Origin of the sequence: Metabacillus idriensis, from assembly GCF_050483325.1 — a bacterium.
GTDB classification, from domain to species: Bacteria; Bacillota; Bacilli; order Bacillales; family Bacillaceae; genus Bacillus_P; species Bacillus_P idriensis_A.
Window position 1 is genome coordinate 22,388 of record NZ_JBCMYF010000032.1, and the last position, 24,000, is coordinate 46,387.

At 42.6% G+C, this 24,000-nt stretch carries 28 protein-coding genes and 3 riboswitches; of the genes, 4 read left to right on the forward strand and 24 right to left on the reverse strand.

The window, feature by feature from the left end; all coding sequences use genetic code 11:
- Positions 1-10 precede the first annotated feature (10 nt).
- Complete coding sequence (locus ABEQ24_RS18005; RefSeq protein ID WP_430008085.1) at positions 11-919, forward strand: EamA family transporter; 909 nt, start codon at positions 11-13, stop codon at positions 917-919.
- A gap of 46 nt (positions 920-965) precedes the next feature.
- Here ABEQ24_RS18005 and ABEQ24_RS18010 read toward each other — a convergent pair whose 3' ends face one another.
- The 5 genes from ABEQ24_RS18010 to ABEQ24_RS18030 all read right to left on the reverse strand — a co-directional run bounded on the left by ABEQ24_RS18010 (position 966) and on the right by ABEQ24_RS18030 (position 4,299).
- Positions 966-1,484, reverse strand: coding sequence for an NAD(P)H-dependent oxidoreductase (locus ABEQ24_RS18010; RefSeq protein WP_430008086.1), 519 nt, complete (start codon positions 1,482-1,484; stop codon positions 966-968).
- Between the two features lie 234 nt (positions 1,485-1,718).
- Entirely contained in the window at positions 1,719-2,159 is a 441-nt protein-coding gene (locus ABEQ24_RS18015) for a MarR family winged helix-turn-helix transcriptional regulator (protein WP_430008303.1), read from the reverse strand.
- Positions 2,160-2,230: 71 nt separating this feature from the next.
- Positions 2,231-2,794 carry a hypothetical protein gene (locus ABEQ24_RS18020; RefSeq protein ID WP_430008087.1) on the reverse strand — a complete coding sequence of 188 codons (564 nt, stop codon included), beginning with the start codon at positions 2,792-2,794 and terminating at the stop codon, positions 2,231-2,233.
- Positions 2,784-3,290, reverse strand: a complete 507-nt coding sequence (locus tag ABEQ24_RS18025; RefSeq protein ID WP_430008088.1) for an RNA polymerase sigma factor — start codon at positions 3,288-3,290, stop codon at positions 2,784-2,786. Before ABEQ24_RS18025 ends, ABEQ24_RS18020 begins: the two co-directional genes overlap by 11 nt.
- A 112-nt stretch (positions 3,291-3,402) precedes the next feature.
- Complete coding sequence (locus ABEQ24_RS18030) at positions 3,403-4,299, reverse strand: aldo/keto reductase (protein WP_430008089.1); 897 nt, start codon at positions 4,297-4,299, stop codon at positions 3,403-3,405.
- Positions 4,300-4,451: 152 nt separating this feature from the next.
- On the opposite strand from ABEQ24_RS18030, the gene ABEQ24_RS18035 reads away from it, so the two are divergent.
- The gene (locus ABEQ24_RS18035; protein WP_430008090.1) at positions 4,452-5,306 is read left to right on the forward strand and encodes an oxidoreductase; all 855 of its coding nucleotides are present in this window, start codon (positions 4,452-4,454) and stop codon (positions 5,304-5,306) included.
- Between the two features lie 50 nt (positions 5,307-5,356).
- Here ABEQ24_RS18035 and ABEQ24_RS18040 read toward each other — a convergent pair whose 3' ends face one another.
- The 4 genes from ABEQ24_RS18040 to ABEQ24_RS18055 all read right to left on the reverse strand — a co-directional run bounded on the left by ABEQ24_RS18040 (position 5,357) and on the right by ABEQ24_RS18055 (position 8,748).
- Positions 5,357-6,187 carry a MetQ/NlpA family ABC transporter substrate-binding protein gene (locus ABEQ24_RS18040; RefSeq protein ID WP_430008091.1) on the reverse strand — a complete coding sequence of 277 codons (831 nt, stop codon included), beginning with the start codon at positions 6,185-6,187 and terminating at the stop codon, positions 5,357-5,359.
- 13 nt (positions 6,188-6,200) lie between these two features.
- Positions 6,201-6,851, reverse strand: a complete 651-nt coding sequence (locus ABEQ24_RS18045) for a methionine ABC transporter permease (protein WP_430008092.1) — start codon at positions 6,849-6,851, stop codon at positions 6,201-6,203.
- Positions 6,841-7,872 (reverse strand): methionine ABC transporter ATP-binding protein, encoded by a 1,032-nt coding sequence (locus ABEQ24_RS18050; RefSeq protein WP_430008093.1) that lies wholly within the window; start codon positions 7,870-7,872, stop codon positions 6,841-6,843. The genes ABEQ24_RS18045 and ABEQ24_RS18050 overlap by 11 nt, the downstream gene beginning before the upstream one ends.
- An 89-nt stretch (positions 7,873-7,961) precedes the next feature.
- Positions 7,962-8,066, reverse strand: a riboswitch (SAM riboswitch).
- A gap of 83 nt (positions 8,067-8,149) precedes the next feature.
- Positions 8,150-8,257, reverse strand: a riboswitch (SAM riboswitch).
- A gap of 71 nt (positions 8,258-8,328) precedes the next feature.
- A complete protein-coding gene (locus ABEQ24_RS18055) occupies positions 8,329-8,748 on the reverse strand; it encodes a DUF4395 domain-containing protein (protein WP_430008094.1) in 420 nt (139 codons plus the stop codon).
- 145 nt (positions 8,749-8,893) lie between these two features.
- Positions 8,894-8,997, forward strand: a riboswitch (SAM riboswitch).
- Between the two features lie 69 nt (positions 8,998-9,066).
- Here ABEQ24_RS18055 and ABEQ24_RS18060 point away from each other — a divergent pair.
- The gene (locus ABEQ24_RS18060) at positions 9,067-9,837 is read left to right on the forward strand and encodes an alpha/beta hydrolase (protein ID WP_430008095.1); all 771 of its coding nucleotides are present in this window, start codon (positions 9,067-9,069) and stop codon (positions 9,835-9,837) included.
- Between the two features lie 50 nt (positions 9,838-9,887).
- On the forward strand, positions 9,888-10,622 hold the full coding sequence (locus ABEQ24_RS18065) for an AAA family ATPase (protein ID WP_430008096.1): 735 nt from the start codon (positions 9,888-9,890) through the stop codon (positions 10,620-10,622).
- 132 nt (positions 10,623-10,754) lie between these two features.
- Here ABEQ24_RS18065 and ABEQ24_RS18070 read toward each other — a convergent pair whose 3' ends face one another.
- From ABEQ24_RS18070 to ABEQ24_RS18140, 15 genes are all read right to left on the reverse strand, one after another.
- Positions 10,755-11,126 carry an iron chaperone gene (locus tag ABEQ24_RS18070; protein ID WP_430008097.1) on the reverse strand — a complete coding sequence of 124 codons (372 nt, stop codon included), beginning with the start codon at positions 11,124-11,126 and terminating at the stop codon, positions 10,755-10,757.
- A gap of 245 nt (positions 11,127-11,371) precedes the next feature.
- Positions 11,372-11,845, reverse strand: coding sequence for a DinB family protein (locus ABEQ24_RS18075; protein ID WP_430008098.1), 474 nt, complete (start codon positions 11,843-11,845; stop codon positions 11,372-11,374).
- Positions 11,846-12,059: 214 nt separating this feature from the next.
- Positions 12,060-12,320: a hypothetical protein gene (locus ABEQ24_RS18080; RefSeq protein ID WP_430008099.1), complete on the reverse strand. Its 261-nt coding sequence runs from the start codon at positions 12,318-12,320 to the stop codon at positions 12,060-12,062.
- 221 nt (positions 12,321-12,541) lie between these two features.
- The gene (locus ABEQ24_RS18085; RefSeq protein WP_430008100.1) at positions 12,542-12,925 is read right to left on the reverse strand and encodes a VOC family protein; all 384 of its coding nucleotides are present in this window, start codon (positions 12,923-12,925) and stop codon (positions 12,542-12,544) included.
- Between the two features lie 81 nt (positions 12,926-13,006).
- A complete protein-coding gene (locus tag ABEQ24_RS18090) occupies positions 13,007-13,798 on the reverse strand; it encodes a putative hydro-lyase (RefSeq protein ID WP_430008101.1) in 792 nt (263 codons plus the stop codon).
- Between the two features lie 63 nt (positions 13,799-13,861).
- Positions 13,862-14,233 (reverse strand): VOC family protein, encoded by a 372-nt coding sequence (locus tag ABEQ24_RS18095; RefSeq protein ID WP_430008102.1) that lies wholly within the window; start codon positions 14,231-14,233, stop codon positions 13,862-13,864.
- A 168-nt stretch (positions 14,234-14,401) separates the two neighbouring features.
- Positions 14,402-15,028, reverse strand: a complete 627-nt coding sequence (locus ABEQ24_RS18100) for a nitrite reductase (RefSeq protein WP_430008103.1) — start codon at positions 15,026-15,028, stop codon at positions 14,402-14,404.
- 58 nt (positions 15,029-15,086) lie between these two features.
- Positions 15,087-16,037 carry a formimidoylglutamase gene (gene hutG / locus ABEQ24_RS18105; protein ID WP_430008104.1) on the reverse strand — a complete coding sequence of 317 codons (951 nt, stop codon included), beginning with the start codon at positions 16,035-16,037 and terminating at the stop codon, positions 15,087-15,089.
- On the reverse strand, positions 16,009-17,292 hold the full coding sequence (gene hutI / locus ABEQ24_RS18110; RefSeq protein WP_430008105.1) for an imidazolonepropionase: 1,284 nt from the start codon (positions 17,290-17,292) through the stop codon (positions 16,009-16,011). The genes hutG and hutI overlap by 29 nt, the downstream gene beginning before the upstream one ends.
- A 14-nt stretch (positions 17,293-17,306) precedes the next feature.
- Positions 17,307-18,959: a urocanate hydratase gene (gene hutU, locus ABEQ24_RS18115; RefSeq protein ID WP_430008106.1), complete on the reverse strand. Its 1,653-nt coding sequence runs from the start codon at positions 18,957-18,959 to the stop codon at positions 17,307-17,309.
- Positions 18,956-20,488 (reverse strand): histidine ammonia-lyase, encoded by a 1,533-nt coding sequence (gene hutH, locus ABEQ24_RS18120; RefSeq protein ID WP_430008107.1) that lies wholly within the window; start codon positions 20,486-20,488, stop codon positions 18,956-18,958. The genes hutU and hutH overlap by 4 nt, the downstream gene beginning before the upstream one ends.
- A 119-nt stretch (positions 20,489-20,607) precedes the next feature.
- The gene (gene hutP, locus ABEQ24_RS18125) at positions 20,608-21,054 is read right to left on the reverse strand and encodes a hut operon transcriptional regulator HutP (RefSeq protein WP_430008108.1); all 447 of its coding nucleotides are present in this window, start codon (positions 21,052-21,054) and stop codon (positions 20,608-20,610) included.
- An 85-nt stretch (positions 21,055-21,139) separates the two neighbouring features.
- Positions 21,140-21,625, reverse strand: coding sequence for a hypothetical protein (locus tag ABEQ24_RS18130; RefSeq protein WP_430008109.1), 486 nt, complete (start codon positions 21,623-21,625; stop codon positions 21,140-21,142).
- The gene (locus ABEQ24_RS18135; RefSeq protein ID WP_430008110.1) at positions 21,625-21,831 is read right to left on the reverse strand and encodes a helix-turn-helix transcriptional regulator; all 207 of its coding nucleotides are present in this window, start codon (positions 21,829-21,831) and stop codon (positions 21,625-21,627) included. The genes ABEQ24_RS18130 and ABEQ24_RS18135 overlap by 1 nt, the downstream gene beginning before the upstream one ends.
- Positions 21,832-22,304: 473 nt before the next feature.
- A complete protein-coding gene (locus ABEQ24_RS18140; protein WP_430008111.1) occupies positions 22,305-23,774 on the reverse strand; it encodes a UDP-N-acetylmuramoyl-L-alanyl-D-glutamate--2,6-diaminopimelate ligase in 1,470 nt (489 codons plus the stop codon).
- Positions 23,775-24,000: the final 226 nt, after the last annotated feature.

The following is a 24,000-nucleotide window of genomic DNA, read 5'->3' on the forward strand; positions in this document are numbered from 1 at the left end:
AGTTTTCATTGTGAGCCATTTATTTAAATATTCATTTCTTGTTCTGGTCGGAGCATGCAGCTACGGTGTTATTTCTACCATAATAAAAATTGCCTATATGCACGGATTTACAGTGAACGAAGTGATTGGAAGCCAATATTTGTTCGGTTTTTTCATGTTTTTGATCTGTGTGACCCTTTTTTCACGAAAAAAAGTTTCCTTTAAGCAGGCGGCTGTTCTAATGATTACAGGAACCACTACCAGTTTGACCGGTATTTTTTACGGGAAATCTCTTGAGACGGTTCCCGCATCTATTGCCATTATCCTTTTGTTTCAATTTACTTGGATTGGAATTGTCATTGAGACAATCGCTGTGAAAAAGCTGCCGGGTCCTGATAAGGTGCTTGCTGCAGGCATTCTTTTAATAGGCACATTACTTTCGGGAAACCTTTTTGGACATGGTGCACTAAACCTGAGTGATCCTGGAATCATATGGGGACTCTTGTCTGCCGTTTCCTTTTCCCTGTTCATTTTTGCAAGCGGAAGAGTGGCTGCCGAACTGCCCTCTTTAAACCGGAGTTTGTTTATGTCATTAGGTGCAGCACTCTTTTTATTAATCGTCTTCACACCTGATTTTCTGACTAATGGCTCCATGCAGTCAGGATTATGGATATACGCATTGCTTCTGGGCTTTTTTGGCGTATTCATACCCGTTGTATTGTTTTCAATTGGAACTCCTAAGATTGGTTCAGGCATTGCAACGATTTTAGGCGCGGCTGAACTGCCGACGGCCATTCTCTGCTCTGTCCTTATCTTAAAAGAGCATGTTACGCTTATGCAGACAGCCGGCATCGGCATGATCCTTGTTGGAATTATAACTCCTCAGCTTTATCATTTTCTAAAACAAAAGCAGCTTGGGAAGGGAAGCATTTCTTCGTAAAAGAAAAAGAGGGGGATCGTTAAAAAACGTTCCCACTCTTTTTTAGTTATGCTTTAAGATGTGAAATAAGCTTTTCAGCAGTTTCATTTAATTGTTCCTGAGTCAGAAAACGAACGCCATGCGTGATAAAAGCCGGGAGAAAACGCATCCCTGTCAGGTTAGCCATTGCCTGAAAAGGCTTTGTCAGTTCACTCATGCTGTACTCGTTGTAGCCTCCTGCTTGATAGGCCGCTTCCGGTCCTCCGGTTGACATTGCTAAAACAAACTCTTTGCCATGAAGTTTTGTTCCTTCAGAGCCATATGCCCATCCATATGAAAGCACAACATCCTGCCACTCTTTTAGTAAAGACGGGCTGCTGTACCAATAAAACGGAAATTGAAAAACGATTTTATCATGCTCCAATAGCATTTTCTGTTCTCGTTCAACATCTATCTTAAAATCCGGGTATTCATGATAAAGATCATGAACCGTTACATCACTTTCACTGCGGAGTCTTTCCATCCACGTTTTGTTTACTGCTGAATTTTCAAGGTTTGGGTGAGCTGTTATAACCAATATTTTCATAGGAAAATCTCCTTTTATATTAATTGTATATACAAATGTATAGTCGAAATTTTTTCTTAAAGAATATGTCAGCTGAAGCATAAGTACTTTCCTCAGCAGTCTTTTGATTGTAAATATACCTGCACAACCATCTATTGCCTGTAAATCTTGATGAGGATTGTAAGCTAAACGGCCGTTTCTATCTCTTTACCTCCGTTATTCATTTGTATATGCAAATGAATAAGTAAAAATTTTTTATCTTTCTTTTTCTAACTTATTGCTCGCTTCATGAAGCATCTTGCTTAAATTCAGGCTGAAATCGCGTCCAAGTACATCAGAATAGTCTTCAAAAAGATCCTTTAACGAAGCCCGGAACTGGGTGTACACTTTTTCTCCCTCTTCTGTCAGTGAGATAAAGGATTGCTTGCCGTTCATTTTTCGGTTCACAAGCTGCTGCTTCTCAAGCTTATCAATAAATCTCGTACTGGTTGACGGAGCAATTGACAGCTTTTTGCACAGTTCTTTTTGTGTAATTTCCGGATAAAACTTCACAGTCATGATTAAATACAAATAAGAAGGAGCAAGATCTCCAACGTCAAAAACTTGTTCAGCAAGTTTCGTCATATTTCGGGCAAAACGGTTTGCCGTAAAATAAAGGCAATGAATTAATACTTGTTCTTCTTCATTCACGTTCATCAGTCCTTTTTTCATTTGCATATACAAATTAACACGAAAAAAAGCTGAAGTCAACTGTATGTGACTTCAGCTTATTCAATTAAAAAAGTCCGCATAGCTTCCGCAGCTTGTTCTTCTGTAACATAAGGTGTATGGAAGTACACTCTTACCCATGTTTTTTCTTTTGTCTGAACAAAATAGTGATAAGTTTGCGTGGCAGTCATTGTTTTAACATGTTCGAGTATTCTTTCAGCAGGATACTTTAAGTCATTTATTTCTTTTTTTTCAAAGATTCCAGGTCCGCTTTCAAGGCTTTGTTTTTCTTCAGGTGCAGCTGGAGCTGCGCCACCTACAATCCTTTCACCTTGTTTAAAAATCAGTGTATTTCCGCTTCTTTCTGCACCGATTCCTTCAGGAAGCTGTATGCTGTAGTCCGTTCCCCCATTTCGTGCATCCTCTCCTAATTCACCACTTGCAAAAAAGTGAGAAAAGATGCCGACTCCGATTAAAAGGACCAATGTGACTGTCAGCTGAAACATCCTGTGCATCACGGCTAGGGAAACTCCTGGCCGTTTCTCGGAGAGAGCCTTGCTGATTCTCTCACGCTGTTTTGGCGACAATGTTTTTTTGGGAAACCGCAGATTTTCAGGACTCAAGTTCAGCCCCTCCTTCTTTATTAGCCTCTTGCCCGCTCTGATTTAGTTTCTTCAATGCCCGGTAATAGGTTCTGCTGACTTTTTCCCTTGACCAGCCGAGAACTTCTGCCGTTTCTTGCACAGAAAGCTCAGAGATGACTCTCAGCATGACAACATCTCTGTATTCTGCTTTCAGTTCATTAATTGCGTTGTAGGCTTCCATTAGGGTTTCATGTTCCATCAGGATATCATCCGGGCTTTTTGGCTGCTCGGGGTTTGGCAGCCAAGAACGAAACCGTTTCTTCCGGAGCTGATCGATGACAAGTCTTCTGGCAATCCCTATTAGCCATGTTTTCGGATGAGAATCCCCGCGAAAATTGCTTTTTAAAGCTTTGAAGAACACTTCCTGGACATCATCTTCTACATCATGAGATCCTTTGTAGTAAACAAGAAAGTGGTAAAGATCATCTCCGAACTGCTTAAACATCCGCTCGATTTCCCTGTGATGTCCGTTCATTTATCCACCCCTTTAAACCCTTTACGAAATTAGACGTTTATTTATCTTCATTCTCTCACTTAAATAAAAAAAATTCAGTCCTTTTTCAGACTGAATTTTTTAAGATCATTCACTAAACTTGTCCAACCCAATCAGACTGGGCCGCTTTTTGGAAGAGAGACCTTATTTCTTTGTACTCTTTTTCAGTAAGGTTTCCCTTGCCTGCGAGTTTGGCGTTCTGGGTCCATCTGTCAGGCTTTGCTGTCCCGACGATGGCCGTATGGACACCTGGAACGGTCAGAGTGAACCGAAGCGCTTTTTCAACAGCTTCTGTCAGGTCCCCCTCCAGAAAGCTATATTCCAGCTTATGAAACCTTTCCCAATATTCCTGATAGTAGCCGTTCTCAGGCTTATCTTGGTAGTTCCAGGCGACATTGGCAATCGGCCGTTTTGCAATGATTCCCATATCCCGTTTCAAAGCCTCTGGAATGGTGAGGTCAATCGCTTCCTGATCCGCAATACTTACTGAGGTTTCAAATGTATCAAACGCCCCGGTTTTTATGGCGTAAAGGGCATCTGTATGATCTCCGCTGTAGCCAATGTAACGGGTTTTGCCTTTTTCCTTTGCCCGCCTTAATACGTCAATAACATCCCCTTTGCGCAGGACTTCCTCAGAACAGCTATGGAGATGAATGGTATCCACATAGTCCGTTTTCAGCCTTTTCAAGCTTCGGTCAATCGATTGTTCAAGCATGGCCGGATCCCAGTCATCACCGTCTAATCCCGATGTATGTCCGCATTTTGTAAACAAATAATAATCGTCTCTTCTATGAGACATGGTGCTGCCGATTAATTCTTCGCTGATGTTGTAGCATTCTGCCGTATCTATGACATTCAAACCTGCATCAAGAGCGGTGCCAAGCAGACGGTCGACTGTTTCAGGCGTTGCTTCTGAAAAGCCTATTTCTGCTGCTCCAAAACCGAGAACACTTACTTTCATATCTGTTTTACCAAAAGCGCGACGTTCCATATCATCATTCCTTTCTGCATGCCTGCGCCTTAATTTTATAATAATTCTGATAATTATACGAAAGATTCACCTTGAATCTAGAAATCTCTTACGTTCGCTTTTCGATGAAAGCATTTATAATAAAGGAAAGAATAGATACGGAGGAGAAATGGATGTCCAAAAAGACCGTGCTTATCACCGGAGCTTCAAGCGGGTTTGGCATGCTTGCTGCGCATAGACTTGCAAAGGCCGGATATGACGTAATTGCAACAATGAGGAACATGGGAAAGAAGAACTTGCTGATGAAATCGATCGAGGATGATGGCTTGAGCGATCGCGTGACTCTGCTTAAGCTTGATGTCACGTCCGCCGACTCCATTCAGACACTTACCCCTTTTTTGAATGAAAGAGGCAAAATAGATATTCTTATTAATAACGCTGGCTATGCATTTGGAGGCTTCGGCGAGGAAATAACTGTGGATGAGTACCGAGAGCAATTTGAGACAAATTTTTTTGGAGTGATTGCCGTTACACAGGCTGTCCTGCCTTTTATGCGGTCACAGCGCAGCGGCAAGATTATTAATATGAGCAGCATCAGCGGATTGATCGGCTTTCCGGGATTATCTCCTTATGTTTCGTCAAAGCATGCACTCGAAGGCTTCAGTGAAAGTCTTCGCCTTGAAGTAAAACCGTATGGAATTGATGTCATTTTGGTTGAGCCAGGCTCTTTTTCGACAAATATTTGGACAACTGGCAAAAAAGTGTCGCCTGTTTCAATGGAAGCAAGTTCTCCTTATTATGACTATATGATTGGAATAGAAAATGAACTTGAACGGGGAAAAGAAAAGCTTGGAAATCCAGCCGAAGTTGTTGAACTCATCGTAAAACTTTGTGAAAAAAAGACGGTTGGTAAATTGAGATATCCAGTTGGGAAAGGGGTTCGTCTGTCTCTTTTCTTAAAAAGAGTTCTGCCGTGGCGCGTTTGGGAAGCGATTGTAATTGGAAAACTTCTGTCCAATAAGAAATAGAACCCATCGTTTTGATGGATTCTATTTTTTATTACATATAAGCCTTAAGTTCATTCTCCGATTTTGCTTAAAGGCACAAATGTAGGAATCGTGCTTCCGTCATATTCTTTTTCAATAAATTTTGCAGTATCCTCTTCCTGATATAGTTCAACAATTCTCTTCAATTCTTTGCGATCTTTATCTTCTGTACGTGCTGCAATAATGTTGATATATGGAGTAGCCGTGTCATCTTCATGGAAAATAGAGTCCTTCACTGGGTTAAAGCCTGCATCCACAGCAATACCGTTATTAATGATTGATCCTGCTACGTCAGGTAGCACACGCGGTGTCTGGCCTGCAACAACTGGGACAATTTCTAAGTTTTTCGGATTTGAGACAATTTTGTCCAATGAACCATTTCCATCAAAGTCCTCAGGCACTTCAATTAAGCCTGCATCCTGCAGCAGAAGGAATGCTCTGCCCATATTTGTTGCTTCGTTAGGTACGGCAATTTTTCCGCCTTCTGGAATATCTTTAACTGATTTATATTTTTCAGAGTAAAGACCAAGCGGTGCGATAACAGTAGTACCAATCGGTGTAAGGTCAAGATCGTGTTCTTTTTTAAATGCGTTGAAATAAGAAATTGTCTGGAATGCATTCGCATCAAGCTCGCCTTCAGAGAGTGCCAGATTTGGCTGTAAGTAATCTGAGAATGTGACGATCTCAATATTGATGCCCTCTTTTTCAGCTTTCTTTGCAACAAAATCCCAAATGCGGTTATCGGATCCGCTGACGCCAATTTTTACATTTACTTCCTCTTCCCCGTTTGCTGTTTTGTTTCCGCAGCCCGCAGCAAGGGCACCAAATACTAGAATCAGTCCTAAGATCATAAATTTTTTCATCTTGCTTCTCTCCCTATCGTCTTCTGATTTTTTTAGATAATAAGTTACCTGATGACTGAAGTCCCTGAACGAGTACTACAAGGATTGTCACGGTAATAATCATGACCACTGTATCAAACCGCTGATAGCCGTATGTAATGGCGAGATCCCCGAGTCCTCCTCCGCCGACAGCACCTGCCATCGCTGATGCTCCGACAAGACCGACTGTAGCGATTGTAAGGCTTAAGACAAGTGAGCTTAATGCTTCCGGAACGATGAATTTAAAGATGATTTGCGCTGGTGTTGCCCCCATGGCCTCTGCTGCCTCTATAACTCCTGGATCCACTTCTAATAATGAGTTCTCAATCAATCTTGCAATATATGGTCCTGCATAAAAGACTAGCGGCACTACAGCTGCTGCTGTCCCAATTGAGGTTCCGACAATTAATCGTGTAAGAGGAACGATGGCAACCATTAAAATAATAAAGGGTACAGAACGGAAGATATTGACGACGCCGTTCAAGATATTAAAAATAATAGCATTCTCCCATAGATGCCCTTTTCTTGTGATAACCAGCAGCACACCAAGCGGCAGTCCGATTAAAGTTGAGAAAAGCAATGAAAAACCGGTCATCGCAAGTGTTTCTATCAGTGCATCAATAATTTGCTGTGAATCAACTAGCATGTGCTTCCACCTCTTTCACTGTGACATTTTCCTGATTCATCACTAATAAAGCCCGTTTAATTTCACTTTCCGTTCCCTGAAGTTCAACAATCAAATGACCGAACGGGACACCCTGAAGCTCTGTGATGTTTCCAAATAATACATTGATATCAAGATCAAACCGTTTTGCAATCTGAGACAGCAGCGGCTGTCCTGAAGATTTGCCGACAAAGTTAATTTTGAAAATCTGGCCCTGAGTATTCTCCTCCTGCACTAATTTCAGCACAGATTCCGGGATGGAATCGTTCAAAACCGAGCTGACAAAGTTCGAAGCTGTTTTTGTCTGCGGATTTGAGAAGACATCGAAGACTGAGCCTGATTCGATAATTTTTCCGCCCTCAATCACGGCCACCCTGTCGCAAACTTCCCTGATGACGGACATCTCATGAGTGATCATTAAAATCGTTATGCTGTATTCCTGATTAATCTTTTTCAAAAGCTTCAGAATGGAGCCTGTTGTTTGCGGATCAAGGGCGGACGTTGCTTCATCACACAATAGAATCGAAGGCTGTGTTGCAAGTGCTCTTGCTATTCCGACACGCTGCTTTTGACCGCCTGATAATTGGTCAGGATATTGATTAGCTTTGTCTTCTAATCCTACAAACGATAGTAATTCCGTTACTCTTTCTTTAATTTCTTTTTGAGAAGCTTTTGCAAGAAGAAGCGGCATCGCAACATTGGCGAAGACCGTTTTGGAATTAAGCAGATTGAAATGCTGAAAGACCATCCCGATTTTGCGCTTAACCTGTCTTACTTCCTTTTGGGAAAGAGCTGTCAAATCAAGATGATCGACAATGATTTTCCCTGAGCTTGGGCGCTCTAGCAAGTTCACTGTGCGGATCAGTGTGCTTTTACCGGCTCCGCTGAATCCGATCACACCGCAAATCTCCCCTTGTTTAACATGAAGATCAATGCCGTCAAGTGCTCTCACTTCATTTCCGCCGCTGTTATAAACCTTTGTGACGCCTTCAAATTGAATCATATGTATGCCCCCCGTATTTTTAAAAATAAAAAAACCCTCTTCTATCCGACAAGAAGAGGGCATGAATTCATAAAGAATCACTTGATCTCTTCTTATCTCCCAGGCTTTCGCCTGCTGGAATTGGCACAGTACTTTTTAAAAAGTCCGCTGCCGAAGCATCATCAGGCCAGTCCCTCCGCTTCTCTGGATAAGAAATCTATTCATTTTTTTAAAAACAAAAAACCTCCTCCTGAAAGCCAAGAAGAGGGTAAGATCGTAGGTAAAAGACCGTTCACTCTTCTTATCTCTCAAGCGAAATCACGCTTGTTGGAGTTGGCACAGTTCTCATGAGAGTCTGCTGCCGAGGTTTCAAAGGGCCAAATCCCTCCACCTCTCGTGATAAGAAGTTTCATATTTTCGATGTGAGTCCTACTTTACGCTGGTATTTTCAGAAAGTCAACAATTTTTTCAGAAAAATTATGACTGCTTAGAAAGCCTGCGGTATCGATATTGCTGCCACTGAAAACGAATAAAGCAGCCAACACAAAAGCCCAGAATGGCAACAAATGCAGCAAGCGCGACCATCACGGTAAAGATATATGCCAGAGTCATCCAGCTCATCATATAGCCAAGAAAACCAAGGCTGAGACAGATCACTGCAATAAGCTGATTAAACTGCTGCTGATCAAAATCCTCTGGTAGATATTCTGAAGGTTTTTTTCTCAAAAAGAGCTTTGCCGTCTTCATAATAGGGTTAAATTTAAAAAGAAGCCCCATTAATCCTGCTGTTAGAGGTAATAGAAGAAACCAGCCGGACCCTGTCATCCAAGCGGCTGCAACAGATAAAACAATAAACCATTGATTCGTTAAAACAAGAGGTTTAGGAATGGTGTTCACTTAAATCCCACCTGTCTGATTGGAATATAAGTATTTTACTCCAGTTTTTGTCTTTTGTGAAGACAAATGCTTCAGGAATCTATTGACAGTTAAAAGCGCATCATGATACGATCATTAAAACCAACTAAACCAATAAGAATTAAATAAATTATCAAGAGTGAATGAGAGATCTGGCTCCGCGACTTCACAGCAACCGCCAAAAGGAATGGTGCTTCCACCAGCAAAGCTCTGCGCTTTGGATGATAAAGAAAAGCCCGCTCTTTATTACCAGGAAGAGCGGGCTTTTCTTATATGATTGTTGAATTGGAGGATGGGAAAATGACGAAAACAATGGACTCCGTATTGCCAGGTGCTGAGAGCTTTTTTTATAAAGGAAATGAGATTGGCATTCTGCTTTGCCACGGATTTGTCGGAACACCGCAAAGTGTGGGAGAACTCGGAAAGCTGCTGGCAGACAAAGGCTTTACTGTCCTTGCTCCGCGTCTTAAAGGTCACGGAACGAATATTCTCGAGCTTGAATCCTGCTGTTATACAGATTGGATCAAAGACGTTGAACAGGCTTATTTAAAGCTGAAAAAAATCTGCCGCAACGTATTTATTGCAGGGCAATCAATGGGCGGAATCCTTGCTGTGCATTTGGCTTGCAAATATAAAGAAATAAGCGGTGTGATTACAATCAACGCTGCTTTAAGCGTGCCTGGATATGAGTCTTTTGAAAACCAGTCAGAACCAAGGTACATCCCTGAAGGAAAACCGGATATAAAAGCAGAAGGAATTAAAGAAATCACTTACTCGGCTGTCCCGATTACAGCCGTCCACAATCTCCTTAACCTTATAAAACTTGTAAAGCCAAAGCTTTCAAATGTCTCATGTCCGGCGCTCATTTTTAAATCCGAAGAAGATCACGTCGTCCCTCCGGACAGCTCCGATGCCCTTTATGAAAAAGTCTCATCACCAATGAAACAAATCATCAGTCTAACTAACTCCTATCATGTCGCTTCCATGGACGGCGATAAAGAGATCATTGCCGATAAAACAGCGGATTACATTCGTTTATGCTGTCACCCAATTTATAAAATGTCCGTTTAAATTATGACTTTAATCGGACATTCCTGCTAAACTGAGAACAGGTGATAAACATGTTCTTAAAATCAATCAAGTTAAAAAAAGAAGAAGTTCCTTCGTTTAAAACATATCCTTTTTCCATTCCGGCCATTTCAAACCTGGATGAACTGAAGATTAAAAGCCCCGTTACTTTTTTTGTCGGAGAAAATGGATCCGGCAAATCCACATTGATGGAGGCAATTGCCTATCAGTGCGGGTTTAATACAGCCGGCGGCAGCCATCATCTTTACGAAACGAGGAGCTCTCAATCTGATTTAGGGATGTATATCAGGCTTGCCTGGATGCCAAAAATCAAAAATGGTTTTTTCCTTAGAGCCGAGTCCTTTTATCAGTTTGCATCGTATCTTGAGGAACTGAATGAAGACCCGTTATCAGGTGATGTATTTGGATCATATGGCGGAAAATCGCTCCATCATCAGTCACATGGCGAATCCTTTTTATCTCTTTTTCTCAATCGTTTCGGCAATAAAGCCGTCTATTTACTTGATGAGCCTGAGGCCGCTCTATCCCCGTCAAGACAGCTGACCCTGCTGCGCATCATTCATGATTTAACAAAAGACGGTGACACACAATTCATTATTGCCACACATTCTCCTATTTTGCTTGGATTTCCCGGGGCAAATATAGTCAGCTTTGATTCGGAGCGCATTGCCGAAATCGATTATAAGGATACAGATCATTATCAGATTACAAAGTATTTTCTGGAGAATCGGGACCGGTTTTTGGAGGAGCTTTTTAAGGAAGAATAAGTTGAGCAGCTAACAGCTTCTTGCTCTCATCATCCTTGACCGGTGCTTTGGATGTTTTCGGGCGGGTAATTGAGATGCAAAAACGCATGACATTTTTTCCGCGTCATGCGTTTTTTGATAAGCCGGGATGTATTATTTCCGCCAAAAATTCGGATATTCTGCTTTATCCTGAATATTAAAATCAATTATTTTCTCAAGCAATTCGTAATTTACCGGCTCATTCCACTTAATTCGAAACAAGCCTTTAGTAGCGCTGTAGCCAGCTTTTGCAATGTCATCGGCAAAATGTGTCATGGCTGCTTCTTCGGGTGAAACGCTCAAATGATGCTTCGCTGTGGAATAGCCGATAATAAATGTGCCGTGATCGGTAAACATTGGCGTATTCCACTTGATTTGCGCTTCTAAATTCGGATATTTATTAGCCACCCAAGCCGAAATTTCCTCTGTTCGCTCGCGGTGTCCGGGGTTATCGATACCTGCTAAATATTCTGCAAAAACTTCCATATCTTCCTCCTTCGACGGGCTATTGCCTCAACAATTTGAATTCTCAGCCCATATTCTTGATATTAAATGAAATGATCATCTCCAGCAATTCCATCAAAAAGCAAAGCAGCGTGCTTGGAGATTAAATAACCGGCTTCCATTTAATAAATTCAGCTGCCGCCGGTCCTTAAAGTAACGCTCATAACCATAGAGGAATTTCGCTCGATTGATACCTTTAAAATCTTTTGGAGGAGGCCAATCGTCCATTAAGCTTCAATGAGATCTGTATCAGGCGGAATATACCCGAGCTGTCTTCCTATCTTTACGATTTGTCCTTTATGATGAAACTCATGCGTAATAGTATGTGTAAAAAGCCATAATGAAGTGATCTTTATGCTATCACCGCCCGCAAAGGAGACTTGAACAGTTTGATCCCATTTTCCCTTAAATTCAGTCAGAAATTCATGTACCAATCCATCCGTTTCCTTAAAAATCTCTCTCATTTCCTGTACGCTGTTAATAGACTCCGGCTTAATTTTTGGAAGCGATTTTCCCAGTGCACGATCCCCCAGCCATACGCGATAACAATCGGCTGCATGAGCATGGAGACTGCGAATAGAATCTCCGCCGAAAGTTTCAAGCTCTTTACCATAATCCGATAGCGACAAAGTTTCACAATAAGCAAATAGTGATTCTCTTGTGCGCTGGATCCAGTCATATTGGACTGCGAATACATCCATTTTATCCTCTCCCTCTTAAACGGTATGGTCATTTTTATTTCTCTTTCATCCTCATATATTTCAATAAAAAGAGCACTTCTCCTTCTTGAAGAAATGCGCACGTTTACTGAAGATTGTTAATAAGGAAAATCACCGTTAGAGTTTAAGGGAACTAATTTAAAATTATCGGATACGTTTGGTTCCACTTTTCTCTGTAAAAACAAAAATTGTGGAATCATAGCGGGTGTTTGATTCCTCTTTTCTCTGTAAAAACCAAAATAGGGGAATCATAGCCGTGTTTGATTCCTCTTTTCTCTGTTAAAACCAAAACAGTGGAATCATAGCCCTGTTTGATTCCTCTTTTCTCTGTTAAAACCAAAATAGGGGAATCATAGCCGTGTTTGATTCCTCTTTCCTCTGTTAAAACCAAAATAGTGGAATCATAGCGGGTGTTTGATTCCACCTTTCTTCGCAAATACCAAAATAGTGGAATCATAGCCGTGTTTGATTCCTCTTTTCTCTGTTAAAACCAAAATAGTGGAATCCTAGCGGGTGTTTGATTCCACCTTTCTTCGCAAATACCAAAAAAGAGGAATCATACCGCATGTATGATTCCACCTTCCTCCGCAATAACCAATTTATTAGACATATATAACCCCGCCCTAAAAATAGGACAGGGTTAACATGATGTTGTTTAATTTTTGCTAAACGATAACATCACTTCTGCACTAACTGAATAAGGTTCCCGCATGTATCGTCGAAGACAGCTATTGTGACTTCGCCCGTTTTTGTCGGTTTCATCGTAAACTTCACGCCTTTTCCCATTAATCGTTCGTACTCTTTGCGAATATCCGCAACGCCAAACATTGTCGCCGGGATACCATCGGCAGTTATCTTCTTTTGATACTCCTTTGCGGCAGGATGTTCATTCGGTTCGAGCAAAAGCTCGGTACCGTCTTGATCATCGGGAGAAACAAGGGTTATCCATCTGAATTTCCCCATTGGCACGTCATGTTTTATTAGAAAACCCAGCTTTTCTGAATAAAATTCCAGTGCCTTGTCCTGGTCTTGCACGAATAAACTGGTCACAATGATTTTCATCCCATTTTTTCCTCCTTTGATATTTACGGCATATGGTGCTCTGCTGACAAATTGATTCCAAGCAGAAAAACCTATATATTCTTATAAAACACTGAATTTCTCATCTTTTACATCACTGATAAACATATGACCCGGGGCATGGGTAATCATGATTGAAGGTTTACTTTGTATGGCTGCAGCTTGAGGGGTAACGCCGCAAGCCCAGAATACTGGTATTTCACCTTCTTTGATTGTTACTGGATCACCGAAATCAGGCTTTGAGATATCGGTTATGCCAATTTGGCCCGGGTCGCCAATATGAATGGGTGACCCATGCACAGCAGGAAAGCGGGTGGTGATTTGAACCGCGCGAATGGCATCTTCAGGCTTCATTGGGCGCATACTTACAACAATAGGACCTTCAAATATACCCGCTTTTTCACATGGAATATTGGTTTTATACATAGGAACGTTACACTTTTCTTCAATATGACGAATTGGAATCCCGCTATCCATTAGCGGTGTCTCAAATGTAAAACTGCAGCCCAGTAAAAAACCTACCATATCATCTTCCCAATACTCTGTAATATCTTTTACTTCTTTCGTATAAATACCATCTTCATAGATACGATACTTAGGGATATCCATGCGAATATCAGCATCTTTCGCCATTTTGCCCGGAATGAAAGAACCAGGTTCTGTTACATCTAATAATGGACAAGGCTTTGGATTTCGCTGACAGAACAACAGAAAGTCAAAGGCATATTCTTTTTTTAAAATAACGAGATTTGCTTGTGTAAAACCTTTTGACATGCCGGCAGTTGGTCCAGTAATCGTTTGTTTGCGAATAAGCTGCCTTATTTCACTTGGGTCCATATTTTCATAGTTTTTCATCTGTCATCACTCTCCTGGAAGCTAAAGGCTGTTTTCGCATTGATTGTTGCTTCATCCACTAATTCATCTGTGCTGATCTAAAAGAATGGGATTGCCATCAGGATCTTCAATGGTAAAACTTGCTGGCCCTTCGCCTGATTCATCTGCTTCAGTCAGTATGTTAATTCCTTTTGCTTTAAGCTGTTTTTGGAGATCACGAATGTCCGTAAACGATTGAAGATTTTCAGCATTTTCATTCCAGCCCGGATTAAACGTCAAAATATTCTTTTCGAACATCCCTTGGAATAAACCAATTATGCAGCTTTCATTTTTCATAATGAGCCAGTTTTGGGCAATATCGCCTCCCAAGGTTTGAAATCCAAGATTTTCGTAGAATATTTTTGATTTGTTTATGTCTTTTACACTTAAACTTACTGAGAATGCGCCAAGTTTCATATTCCTATTTCCTCCAGTTTAAAATTTAATAATTTTGAAAGTTCACGGTATTCATTAAGTATACCTCATTCCTTATAAGAACACATTTCAGTTTGCCCAATCCTTTTAAGATAAAACTAAAGAAGCACTCCAATTTTCCAGATTGAAGTGCAAAAGGTGAAGTTTATGCTACATAATCTCTTCCTTTAATCTCCCGACTCCGTACCTCTTCAAAAACTTCGCAAAATACTCGCGTTTTTTCCCGTTTTCTGCGTATACGGCAATGATTTTTTCAACGGCTTGATAAAGGTCTTCAGGCTGCAGGCTAGCTAAAAATAAATGACCAATTTGTGCATTTTTGCCTTTCGCACGCCCTCCAATGAACAGGTCATAGGTGTCTTTCATTTTTATGACGCCTATATCATTGACAAGCGGCTCTCCGCAGGCATTCGGACAGCCAGTGTAAGCAACCTTTAATGGAAAAGGAACAGGCTTTCCTTTGATTCTCTCATTTAGTTTGGCAGCTACCTGCATTCCTTCTTCTTCAGCCCCTTTGCAAAAGCTGCAGGTGCGTAAACTCTTTACATAATTGCCGACAGGGTACCAATGCAGTCCTGCTGTTTCAAAAGCTGTCTTTGCTTCTTCAAGTCTGCTCTCCGGAATGTCTATATAGAGCTGCTGGAAGGTTGTCAGTTCGAGTTCCTGATCTTCATCCATATAATCAGCAAGCGTGATCAGCTGTTTGGCTGTAAGCTTTGAGCCAAAATTGATGCCTCCATTTACAGCAAGCTTTACCATTTTATCTTCCATATTCAAAGACCACTCTCCTGTTTTCTTTCAAGTATAGCTTTTTTTCAGAAAAGTGCGAATGATGTCAGGCCCGGTTCTTGTATCCTTGTAAAAAAGTTAAGACGGAGTGGGCGGCCAAACGGCTTGTCATATCGCGAAAATCAAGCGTCGGATCAATTTCAACAATGTCTAAGGCTTTCACTGACGGTACTTCTCCTAAAAACCGGATTGCTTCGATCAGCATGCGGGAATCCATGCCTCCCGGACCAATTGCCGGACATCCAGGTGCAAACGCCTGATCCATGACATCCATATCCAGAGAAACATAGATTGTATCTACCTCTTTCAATAACTCTTTCACGCTTTGCCCCAGAATCTGCAGAATTCCGTTTTCATAAACGTCTTGCATCGTGAAGATATGAACGCCTTGTTCTTTGCCGAAATCGGTATATTCTTTGCCATTAGAAAAGTCGCGAATGCCAATCTGATAGAGGTGTTTTCCTTCCAGCACACCTTTTTCGATCAGCTGTCTAAAAGGTGTTCCATTTGAAGGCCCGCCATCTTCAAGGTTGCGCAGGTCATGGTGTGCGTCGAACTGAATAATTCCAGCCTTTCCTTTTTCTTTTTGAAAGGCAGTGAAAAGCGGTGCTGTGACAGAATGATCGCCGCCAAGAAAAAGAGGAACCATCAGCGGATGTTCACTCAATATTCCCTCCACTGTCGTTTCGATTCTCCGGTGAGATTCAGAAAGGTCTGTTATATGCATAGAAATATCGCCAAAGTCTATGATTCTCTCTTCTTTTAAATCTGTATTGTCCTGAACGGAATAGGTGGTAAAAGCGTTCATCATTTTTCTGATTGTTTCAGGAGCAAACGATGCCCCTGAATGACTGATTGATGGCTTAGATAGTGGAACTCCAACTAACCCGATGCCTTCACAAATCTCTTGATCCCTTTTTTTAAGGAGCGTTCCCGCCCGTGAAATCCCGCGGTCTACGAATCTTGCATCATGTGACAGAAAGGGAAGATGGCTCACGGTGATCCCCCTTTTCAAAAACAATGTCACCTTTCTTAATCACGGTCCCCGCGTGATTCACTCCGAAATGATAGGGGATATATTCATAGTTTCCTGCATCCCAAATAACAAGGTCCGCCTGTTTCATTGGTGCGATGATCCCCCGTACGCCTCCTAATCCGATGGCGTATGCTGCATTGACCGTAACAGCATTCCAAATTTCTTTCACCGTCATTTTATACATAACCGCTGCAAACGACATAATCAGCTGCAGGTTCTCGGTCGGACAGCTGCCGGGATTGAAATCAGTCGCAAGTGTCACCGCGGCTCCTTCTTCCAGCATCTTTCTTGCTTTGGCATGATCCGGTTTGTTCAGATAAAAAGAGGTGCCAGGCAGCAGGCAGGCAATCACCCCTTTTTCAGCCAGCTGCTTAATCCCTTCATCTGATGTTCCGACTAAGTGCTCGGCACTGACGGCGCCAAGCTCAGAAGCAAGTTCTGCACCGCCTAATGGATCAATTTCATCGGCATGGATTTTCACTTTAAATCCTTTTTGCTTTGCTTTTGATAAAAACACTCTGGACTGTTCAATCGAGAAAACACCTGTTTCACAAAAGATATCGACAAATTGGGCTAATTCTTCTTTTTCAATCACATCCAGCAGCTGAACCATTTCTTCTAAAAAAACGTCCGGCTGGTGTTTATGCTCTGAAGGTATGGCATGCGCACCCAAAAACGTTGAAACAACTTCAGCAGCATGCTCCGCGTTTAACTTTTTTGCAGTCCGAAGCTGCTTCAGCTCTGCTTCTGCGTTCAGTCCGTATCCGCTTTTCGCTTCAACCGTGGTCATTCCATATGAGAGCATCCGGTCAAGATGTCCGGCTGCTTTTTCATAAAGCTCCGCTTCACTTGCAGCCCGCGTTGCTTTAACAGTTGAAAGAATGCCGCCGCCCTGTTTCAGGATTTCCAAGTAAGGAACACCCTGCTGCTTCAGTCCCATTTCATGCTCACGGGACCCAGCAAACACTAAATGAGTATGAGGATCAATGAGGCCAGGTGTAACAAGCTTTCCTTCACAATCGATCCTTTTCTCAGCATTCCATTCAGCTGCTTCTTCATTTGAGCCAATAAGAGCAATTCTTCCGTCAGCAATCGCAAGGGCCTTGTTTTCCAAAACGATCAGTTCATCCATATCCTTGCCGCAGAGAGGACCTTCTTTTTCATAATCCATCGTCAAGAGCTGGCCGATATTTTCAAGTATTAGATCATAGTTCATAAAAGAACCTCCCTCTATTCCTGCATTGGAATGCGTACATTGTGTTCTTTGGCAAAAGTCTGCGCCTCTTCGTATCCTGCGTCTGCATGCCGGATAATGCCCATTCCAGGATCAGATACGAGAACTCTTTCTAATTTGCGTTTGGCTGTTTCCGTTCCGTCAGCGACCACGACCATTCCTGAATGCAGAGAATAGCCCATTCCAACTCCGCCGCCATGATGGAAGGACACCCAGCTTGCACCCGCTGATGTGTTTACTAAAGCATTTAATACTGCCCAGTCCCCAATCGCATCGCTTCCGTCCTTCATCGCCTCTGTCTCGCGGTTTGGAGAAGCGACAGAACCGCAGTCAAGGTGATCGCGGCCAATGACGATCGGCGCTTTCAGTTCTCCTGTACGCACCAGCTCATTAATGGCAAGGCCCATCTTCACCCGTTCTCCGTAGCCAAGCCAGCAAATACGAGCCGGCAGACCTTGAAAAGCAACATGCTCATGTGCCATATCAATCCAGCGCAGCAGAGCTTCATTTTCAGGAAAAAGTTCTTTGATTAACTGATCTGTCCGATGGATATCAGCAGGATCTCCAGATAGAGCTGCCCATCTGAACGGACCTTTGCCTTCGCAGAAAAGCGGACGAATGTAAGCTGGCACAAAGCCCGGGAACGCAAATGCATTTTCTACTCCTTCATCTTTTGCTACTTGACGAATATTATTGCCGTAATCAAATACGATGGTTCCTCTCTTTTGCAGCTCCACCATGCACCTTACATGCTCTGCCATTGATTTTTTTGACTTCTCAATATACAAGTCAGGATGATCCTGTTTTACCTGCAGCGCTTCATCCATTGATAAACCATGCGGAAAATATCCGTTTAACGGGTCATGTGCGGATGTCTGGTCAGTAAGGATATCAATCTTGATGTTTTTCTCCATCACTTCATGAAGAACATCTACTGCATTAGCCACTAATCCGATTGAAAGAGCTTTGCCTTCTGCTTTCGCTTCCATTGCCCATTGCACCGCTTCATCCAAAGAGTGTGTCAGCCTGTCACAATACTTAGTCGCAAGTCTCTTCTCAATTCTGCTTTGATCAACATCAGCCGCAATTACAACTCCGCCGTTCATCGTGACTGCAAGAGGCTGTGCCCCACCCATGCCGCCAAGGCCGGCCGTTAATGTGATTGTGCCTTTTAAGCTTCCTCCAAAATGCTCCTTTGCAACTGCAGAGAACGTTTCATAGGTTCCTTGAAGAATTCCCTGTGTTCCGATGTAGATCCAGCTTCCCGCCGTCATTTGTCCATACATGGTAAGGCCTTTTTGATCAAGCTCGTGGAAGTTTTCCCAATCTGCCCATTTCGGCACAAGCACAGAGTTTGATAGAAGAACCCTCGGAGCGTGTTCATGCGTTTTAAATATCCCGACAGGCTTTCCTGATTGAATGAGGAGCGTCTCATCATGCTCCAATGATTTTAACGACCTGACGATGCCGTCCAGAGCCTCCTGATTTCTCGCAGCCTTTCCGATGCCTCCGTAAACTATAAGCTCTTCCGGTTTTTCTGCAACCTCTGGATCCAAGTTATTCATCAGCATGCGGAGCGCTGCCTCCTGCTCCCATCCTTTGCACTCTAATTCTGTTCCCCGTTTTGCTCCTGTAAATTTTGCTTTCATGATAAAATTTCCCTCTTTTTATCGTTATGATCTTTTTTAAATCTGTTTACATCCGCATTTTTCAGCCAAGCGGCAGCAGCTTCCATATCCTTTGAAAAAACCCTGTCCTTCGTAATCGCAGGAACCACCGTTCTTCCATGAAAATAGAATGTTCTTGTTGTTTCGGACATCTTCTCAATTCCCCGGTAGGCGGCTGCCTCCATTGCACAAATCAATTCAATGGCAAGCACACGTCTGCAGTTCTGAATGATTTGATAGGCATGCCTTGAGGCAATCGTCCCCATGCTGACGTGATCTTCCTGATTTGCTGATGAGGGGATTGAATCCACACTGGCAGGGTGGGCAAGCGTCTTGTTTTCAGAGACAAGCGAAGCTGCACAATATTGCATGATCATCGCTCCTGACTGCAGCCCTGGCATTGGACTCAAGAACGGCGGCAGATCATTGAGCTGCGGATTGACCAGTCTTTCAATTCTTCGTTCAGAAATATTAGCAAGCTCGGCGATGCCCACCTTCAAAAAATCCATCGCAAACGCAATCGGCTGACCGTGAAAATTCCCTCCTGACAAAACTTTTTTGCCATCATCAAAAATCAGCGGATTATCCGTAGCTGCGTTCATTTCAATTTCAAGCTTATCTTTCACATAAGATAGGACCTGATGACTCGCCCCATGAACCTGAGGGATGCACCTTAAGGAGTAAGCATCCTGAACTCTCAGCTCCCCCTGATGGGTTACCAGAAAGCTGCCTTTTAAAATCCCTCTGATTCGCTCGGCCACTTCCATTTGCTCTTTGTAGCCGCGGGCAATATGAATGTCTTCATCAAATGCATCAATGATTCCCCTCAAACCTTCCATCGTCATTGAAGCAATATAGTCAGCCTGCAGCGCCACCGCTTCAGCTTCAATGTAATTGACGAGTCCCATTGCCGTCATTGCCTGTGTCCCATTGATTAAAGCAAGACCCTCTTTAGCCTGCAGCGTCACAGGATGAAGTCCCGCTGACTGAAAGGCTTCTTCGGTCTCCATTTGCCGGCCCTGATAAAAAACCTCCCCTTCACCGACAAGAACAAGTGCCATATGAGACAATGGAGCCAAATCTCCGCTTGCTCCAAGTGAACCCTGCTGCGGCACAACGGGATGAATCCCGTGATTCAGCAGCGAAACAAGCAAAGATAAAACCTCCCTGCGGACACCGGAAAAACCTTTCAGCAAGGCATTAAGCCTAAGCAAAAGCATCCCCCGTGACACCTCTTCCGGAAACGGATCTCCGACACCGCATGCATGACTTCGAATCAAATTGATCTGCAGCTCTTCTGCATGTTCCGCATCAATCAGCACATCGCTGAATTTCCCAAACCCCGTTGTAATTCCGTATACGACCTTTTTCTGAGCGACTATGGTTTCAACCGCTTTTCTGCTCTTTTCTACCTTATCCCACACATAGTCAGGAATATGAATCATGGCTTTTTCATATAAAACCTTTTTTGCGGATTGTATTGTGAGTGAACTTCCCGTTAATTCAATCATCTGACTGCTCCTCTTTTGCTCAAAATAAAAACCAAAAAGGAGGCCATACCAATAGAAACACGCAAAATCGTGTTTTCTACCGATACAGCCCCCTGCTATCTATTAACTATGGGTGCATCTTATATATGATTAATTCCCAAACCCATTGCCTCATGCTCTGAACCTTTAACAGGCGCACCTATCGTGCCGTACAAAGCAATCGCAATCCATTCGCCTTCCGTTTCTGCCTCATAAGGCTTGCCGCGGACAATGGCAAAACGAAGTCCCACTGTGCGCAAAACACTTCCAAGCTGAACCTGCCCTCTCGTCACACCATGAAGCGCTTCCATAATGGCATGATACAAAGAGTGTGTTTCACGATATCCATCAGCCGATATCACACCTGAACGCTTTGCTGCCGTTTCAATGGCCGCCACTACTTTATGCGTCTCCATTGAACCGGTTTTACCCTGACAAAATTGAAATCCATGCTCTGTCAGCTGCTGCCCGTAAAACTGATCGTCTTCACCGAGCAAAACGAGCTGCATGGCATTTTTACCAATACGATGATCCGGTTGTATGCTCATATCCATTCTCACTTCATACTGAATTTTCTGATAAACTAGTGTCTATCGTTAGTTTATGATTGAAATGGATTTATGTCAAGATGCTCTACCTTGCGATTTGTTCTTTTTTTAAAACCTTGGCAACAATGATGACAATAATCAAAGATGGCAGGCTGAAAATGAAGAAATACCAATTACCTGTTATTAGTGATGCAACAAAAAATATAACGGATACAGCACCTGCAATGACATACGATAATCCTGTATTGTAGCTGCTCTCATTATCTGATCCATTGCTGAATTGTACGGAGAGAATAACTTTAGAGATCCCCCATCCCCCCAAATGAACCATCAAAATGATGGATAACACTGCTGCAGCACTGATATTCACTTCAAACAGCAGAAATGTAAATAGAACATAAATGGCCGCAAGAGTTAAAATCCAAGCAGTCGACCGGGATTTCTGTTCAATGAAATGAAATACTTCATCTATTCCCCGTTTCTTTTTGGCAAAATAAATGCCAATCCACCATCCAAGAAAGCCTGCAGCCATACCTCCATACAGTCCTAAAAAAGCACCTGCTGATTCCATCACGCTTCTCCCCCATCATCGAAAATAAAAACATCCTCAATTTTGCATTGAAACGTAAGGGCAATTTTAAATGCAAGTTCTAGTGATGGATTATATTTGCCTGTCTCAATCGCAATAATCGATTGCCTGGAAACGCCTACCTCTACGGACAGCTGCTCCTGCGTCAGCCCTTTTTCAGAGCGTAAATCCCTGATTCTGTTTTTCATTCACCTTCAGCCACCTTGTAAAGCTTCCTTTACGTAAAGTTTACTTTACATAGGAGGTCGATGTCAAGCTTCCTTTACAATACAAAAGAGCCTGGGACAAAACTTTTTTTCAATTTCTAACATTTCTTAGGACACTATTTAATCCTGAAAATACAGGTAGGGATAAGGTAAATTGACAGCACTTTGTGAGGTAGCTCCATATTGAAAAAGGGGCAGCTCTCCGGGGTGTGCCGCCACAACTAAGGAGCGGTCACCTGAAAAGGGGCAGCTCTCCGGGGTGTGCCGCCACAACTAAGGAGCGGTCACCTGAAAAGGGGCAGCTCTCCGGGGAGTGGCGCCACAGCTGTATGTGGGACATCAATTATCCAACAAATAACTTTGGCTATAGAGGCCTTTTATGCAGAAAAAATCCGAACTATTAACTCCCAGTTCGGATTTTTCTTTGGCTTTCTGACTTTAGTCCCAGCCTCTTTCTATTTAGCCATTTGTGAATGCTGATCCATCAGCAGCGCAATTGTTTCCTGATCAGATTTTGACGGGAGCGCATATTCCTCTTTGTACATTTCGCTCCCTTTTCCTGTAACAATCAGCCAATCTCCTGCTTCAGCCATCTCCCAGGCTTTTTTTATCGCAAGTGTTCGGTCCGGTACGATTAGATCTGCTTCTTTGCCGGAACGTTGCCGATAGTTTTCAAGTTCCTCAATCATTTCGTTTTGATCAATTCCATTAAGATCATCTAACGTCAGTATCGTGCAGTCGCTCATCTGTGAGGAGATTTCCATCATTTCATCCCGTTTGCTTTCATCACGCGCTCCCCTGAACCCAAACACATGAAGAATCCGTTTCGCCCCGCAATCACGGGCTGTTTTTAAGCAATAAGAAAAGGCATCCGCCGTATGTGCATAATCAATAACAGCCGTTGCATCACTTGGGTGGCTGTACATTTCAAACCGGCCAGGTATTCCCGGAAATGTTTGGAATGCCTCAATCAGCTTGTCAGATTCAACCCCTATTTTTCTTCCTGTCAGATAAGCCATCGAAGCATTATATATGTTATGAAGACCAGGAATCGTCATCGAAAAATGAAGCTGTCTCCCGGCTTCTTTCACTTCAAAATCAGAGCAATGAACATTGCTTTTTGAATTAAAAATCAGATCGTCCTTTTCTGTCTTTCCAAAGGTAGATACCTTGATATTACGCTGATTTAAAATATCTGTCAGTTTTTCTCCCCATTCATCATGAGTGCTGACGATCGCTTGTCCGCCTTTTTTCAATTTCGAAAAAAGGAGCTGCTTCACTTCAAAATATTCTTCAATCGTATCATGGTAATCCAGATGCTCATGAGCGAGATTTGTGAACAGTCCGATATCATATTCAATGCCTTCAAGCCTTTTTTGGGCCAGACCATGCGAAGATACTTCCATAATGACAATATCATCATTGCTTTTAGCTAACAGCCTTTGCAATTCAATTGAATCAGGCGTCGTGTTTTTGGAATCATAGACTTCACCATTAATCACATTATGCACAGTCCCAAACAGCGCACAAGAATACCCGGCATGCTCAAGGATGTGCCTGAGCATAAAAGAAGTGGTCGTTTTCCCGTTTGTGCCGGTAATCCCAACCATAATATGTTTCGCAGACGGAAAATCATAGTAGTATGCGGCCAGATTAGCCAATGTATCCCGGCTATTCTCAACTCTTACATACGGCACGGATAAACCTGAAAGATCCTGTTCTCCAACTACTGCCGCCGCCCCTCTATTTATTGCATCCTGTATATAATCATGTCCGTCACGTTCATATCCTGTAATGGCCACAAATAAATAGCCCTCATGTATCTTAGAAGAATTTGCTTCAATTCCATTTATCTCAACAGATCCCAGTTTTGCACTGTTTAAAGCAGAATGACCGGTCTCCTCTAACATTTTTTGTAGTTTCATGGCTGAACTCCTTGTATAGTGGCATCCGTTCCTATTTCAATTAATTTATGTAACTTGAGGCAATGTTATTTGCGTGCATGCATTTGCGTTATCATATTTGTTCGAAATGATTCCGGTTTTAAGAGGGGAGGAGCAGGAAGAAAATACTGGATGAGGATGGCCGGGGGATATTTGATGGAGAAGAAAATTGTGACCGCACTGCTGATCCATCCTGTTTACAAACCTC

Coding starts and splice junctions, on each gene's coding strand:
- ABEQ24_RS18010 (WP_430008086.1), bottom strand. CDS start 1,484: ATGAAAATATTGGTTATAACAGCTCACCCAAACCTTGAAAATTCAGCA.
- ABEQ24_RS18015 (WP_430008303.1), bottom strand. CDS start 2,159: ATGAACGTGAATGAAGAAGAACAAGTATTAATTCATTGCCTTTATTTT.
- ABEQ24_RS18025 (WP_430008088.1), bottom strand. CDS start 3,290: ATGAACGGACATCACAGGGAAATCGAGCGGATGTTTAAGCAGTTCGGA.
- ABEQ24_RS18030 (WP_430008089.1), bottom strand. CDS start 4,299: ATGGAACGTCGCGCTTTTGGTAAAACAGATATGAAAGTAAGTGTTCTC.
- ABEQ24_RS18035 (WP_430008090.1), top strand. CDS start 4,452: ATGTCCAAAAAGACCGTGCTTATCACCGGAGCTTCAAGCGGGTTTGGC.
- ABEQ24_RS18040 (WP_430008091.1), bottom strand. CDS start 6,187: ATGAAAAAATTTATGATCTTAGGACTGATTCTAGTATTTGGTGCCCTT.
- ABEQ24_RS18045 (WP_430008092.1), bottom strand. CDS start 6,851: ATGCTAGTTGATTCACAGCAAATTATTGATGCACTGATAGAAACACTT.
- ABEQ24_RS18050 (WP_430008093.1), bottom strand. CDS start 7,872: ATGATTCAATTTGAAGGCGTCACAAAGGTTTATAACAGCGGCGGAAAT.
- ABEQ24_RS18060 (WP_430008095.1), top strand. CDS start 9,067: ATGACGAAAACAATGGACTCCGTATTGCCAGGTGCTGAGAGCTTTTTT.
- ABEQ24_RS18065 (WP_430008096.1), top strand. CDS start 9,888: ATGTTCTTAAAATCAATCAAGTTAAAAAAAGAAGAAGTTCCTTCGTTT.
- ABEQ24_RS18070 (WP_430008097.1), bottom strand. CDS start 11,126: ATGGAAGTTTTTGCAGAATATTTAGCAGGTATCGATAACCCCGGACAC.
- ABEQ24_RS18075 (WP_430008098.1), bottom strand. CDS start 11,845: ATGGATGTATTCGCAGTCCAATATGACTGGATCCAGCGCACAAGAGAA.
- ABEQ24_RS18080 (WP_430008099.1), bottom strand. CDS start 12,320: ATGATTCCACTATTTTGGTATTTGCGAAGAAAGGTGGAATCAAACACC.
- ABEQ24_RS18085 (WP_430008100.1), bottom strand. CDS start 12,925: ATGAAAATCATTGTGACCAGTTTATTCGTGCAAGACCAGGACAAGGCA.
- ABEQ24_RS18090 (WP_430008101.1), bottom strand. CDS start 13,798: ATGAAAAACTATGAAAATATGGACCCAAGTGAAATAAGGCAGCTTATT.
- ABEQ24_RS18095 (WP_430008102.1), bottom strand. CDS start 14,233: ATGAAACTTGGCGCATTCTCAGTAAGTTTAAGTGTAAAAGACATAAAC.
- hutI (WP_430008105.1), bottom strand. CDS start 17,292: ATGAACTATGATCTAATACTTGAAAATATCGGCCAGCTCTTGACGATG.
- hutU (WP_430008106.1), bottom strand. CDS start 18,959: ATGAAAGCAAAATTTACAGGAGCAAAACGGGGAACAGAATTAGAGTGC.
- hutH (WP_430008107.1), bottom strand. CDS start 20,488: ATGATTGAATTAACGGGAAGTTCACTCACAATACAATCCGCAAAAAAG.
- hutP (WP_430008108.1), bottom strand. CDS start 21,054: ATGAGCATACAACCGGATCATCGTATTGGTAAAAATGCCATGCAGCTC.
- ABEQ24_RS18130 (WP_430008109.1), bottom strand. CDS start 21,625: ATGGAATCAGCAGGTGCTTTTTTAGGACTGTATGGAGGTATGGCTGCA.
- ABEQ24_RS18135 (WP_430008110.1), bottom strand. CDS start 21,831: ATGAAAAACAGAATCAGGGATTTACGCTCTGAAAAAGGGCTGACGCAG.
- ABEQ24_RS18140 (WP_430008111.1), bottom strand. CDS start 23,774: ATGAAACTACAAAAAATGTTAGAGGAGACCGGTCATTCTGCTTTAAAC.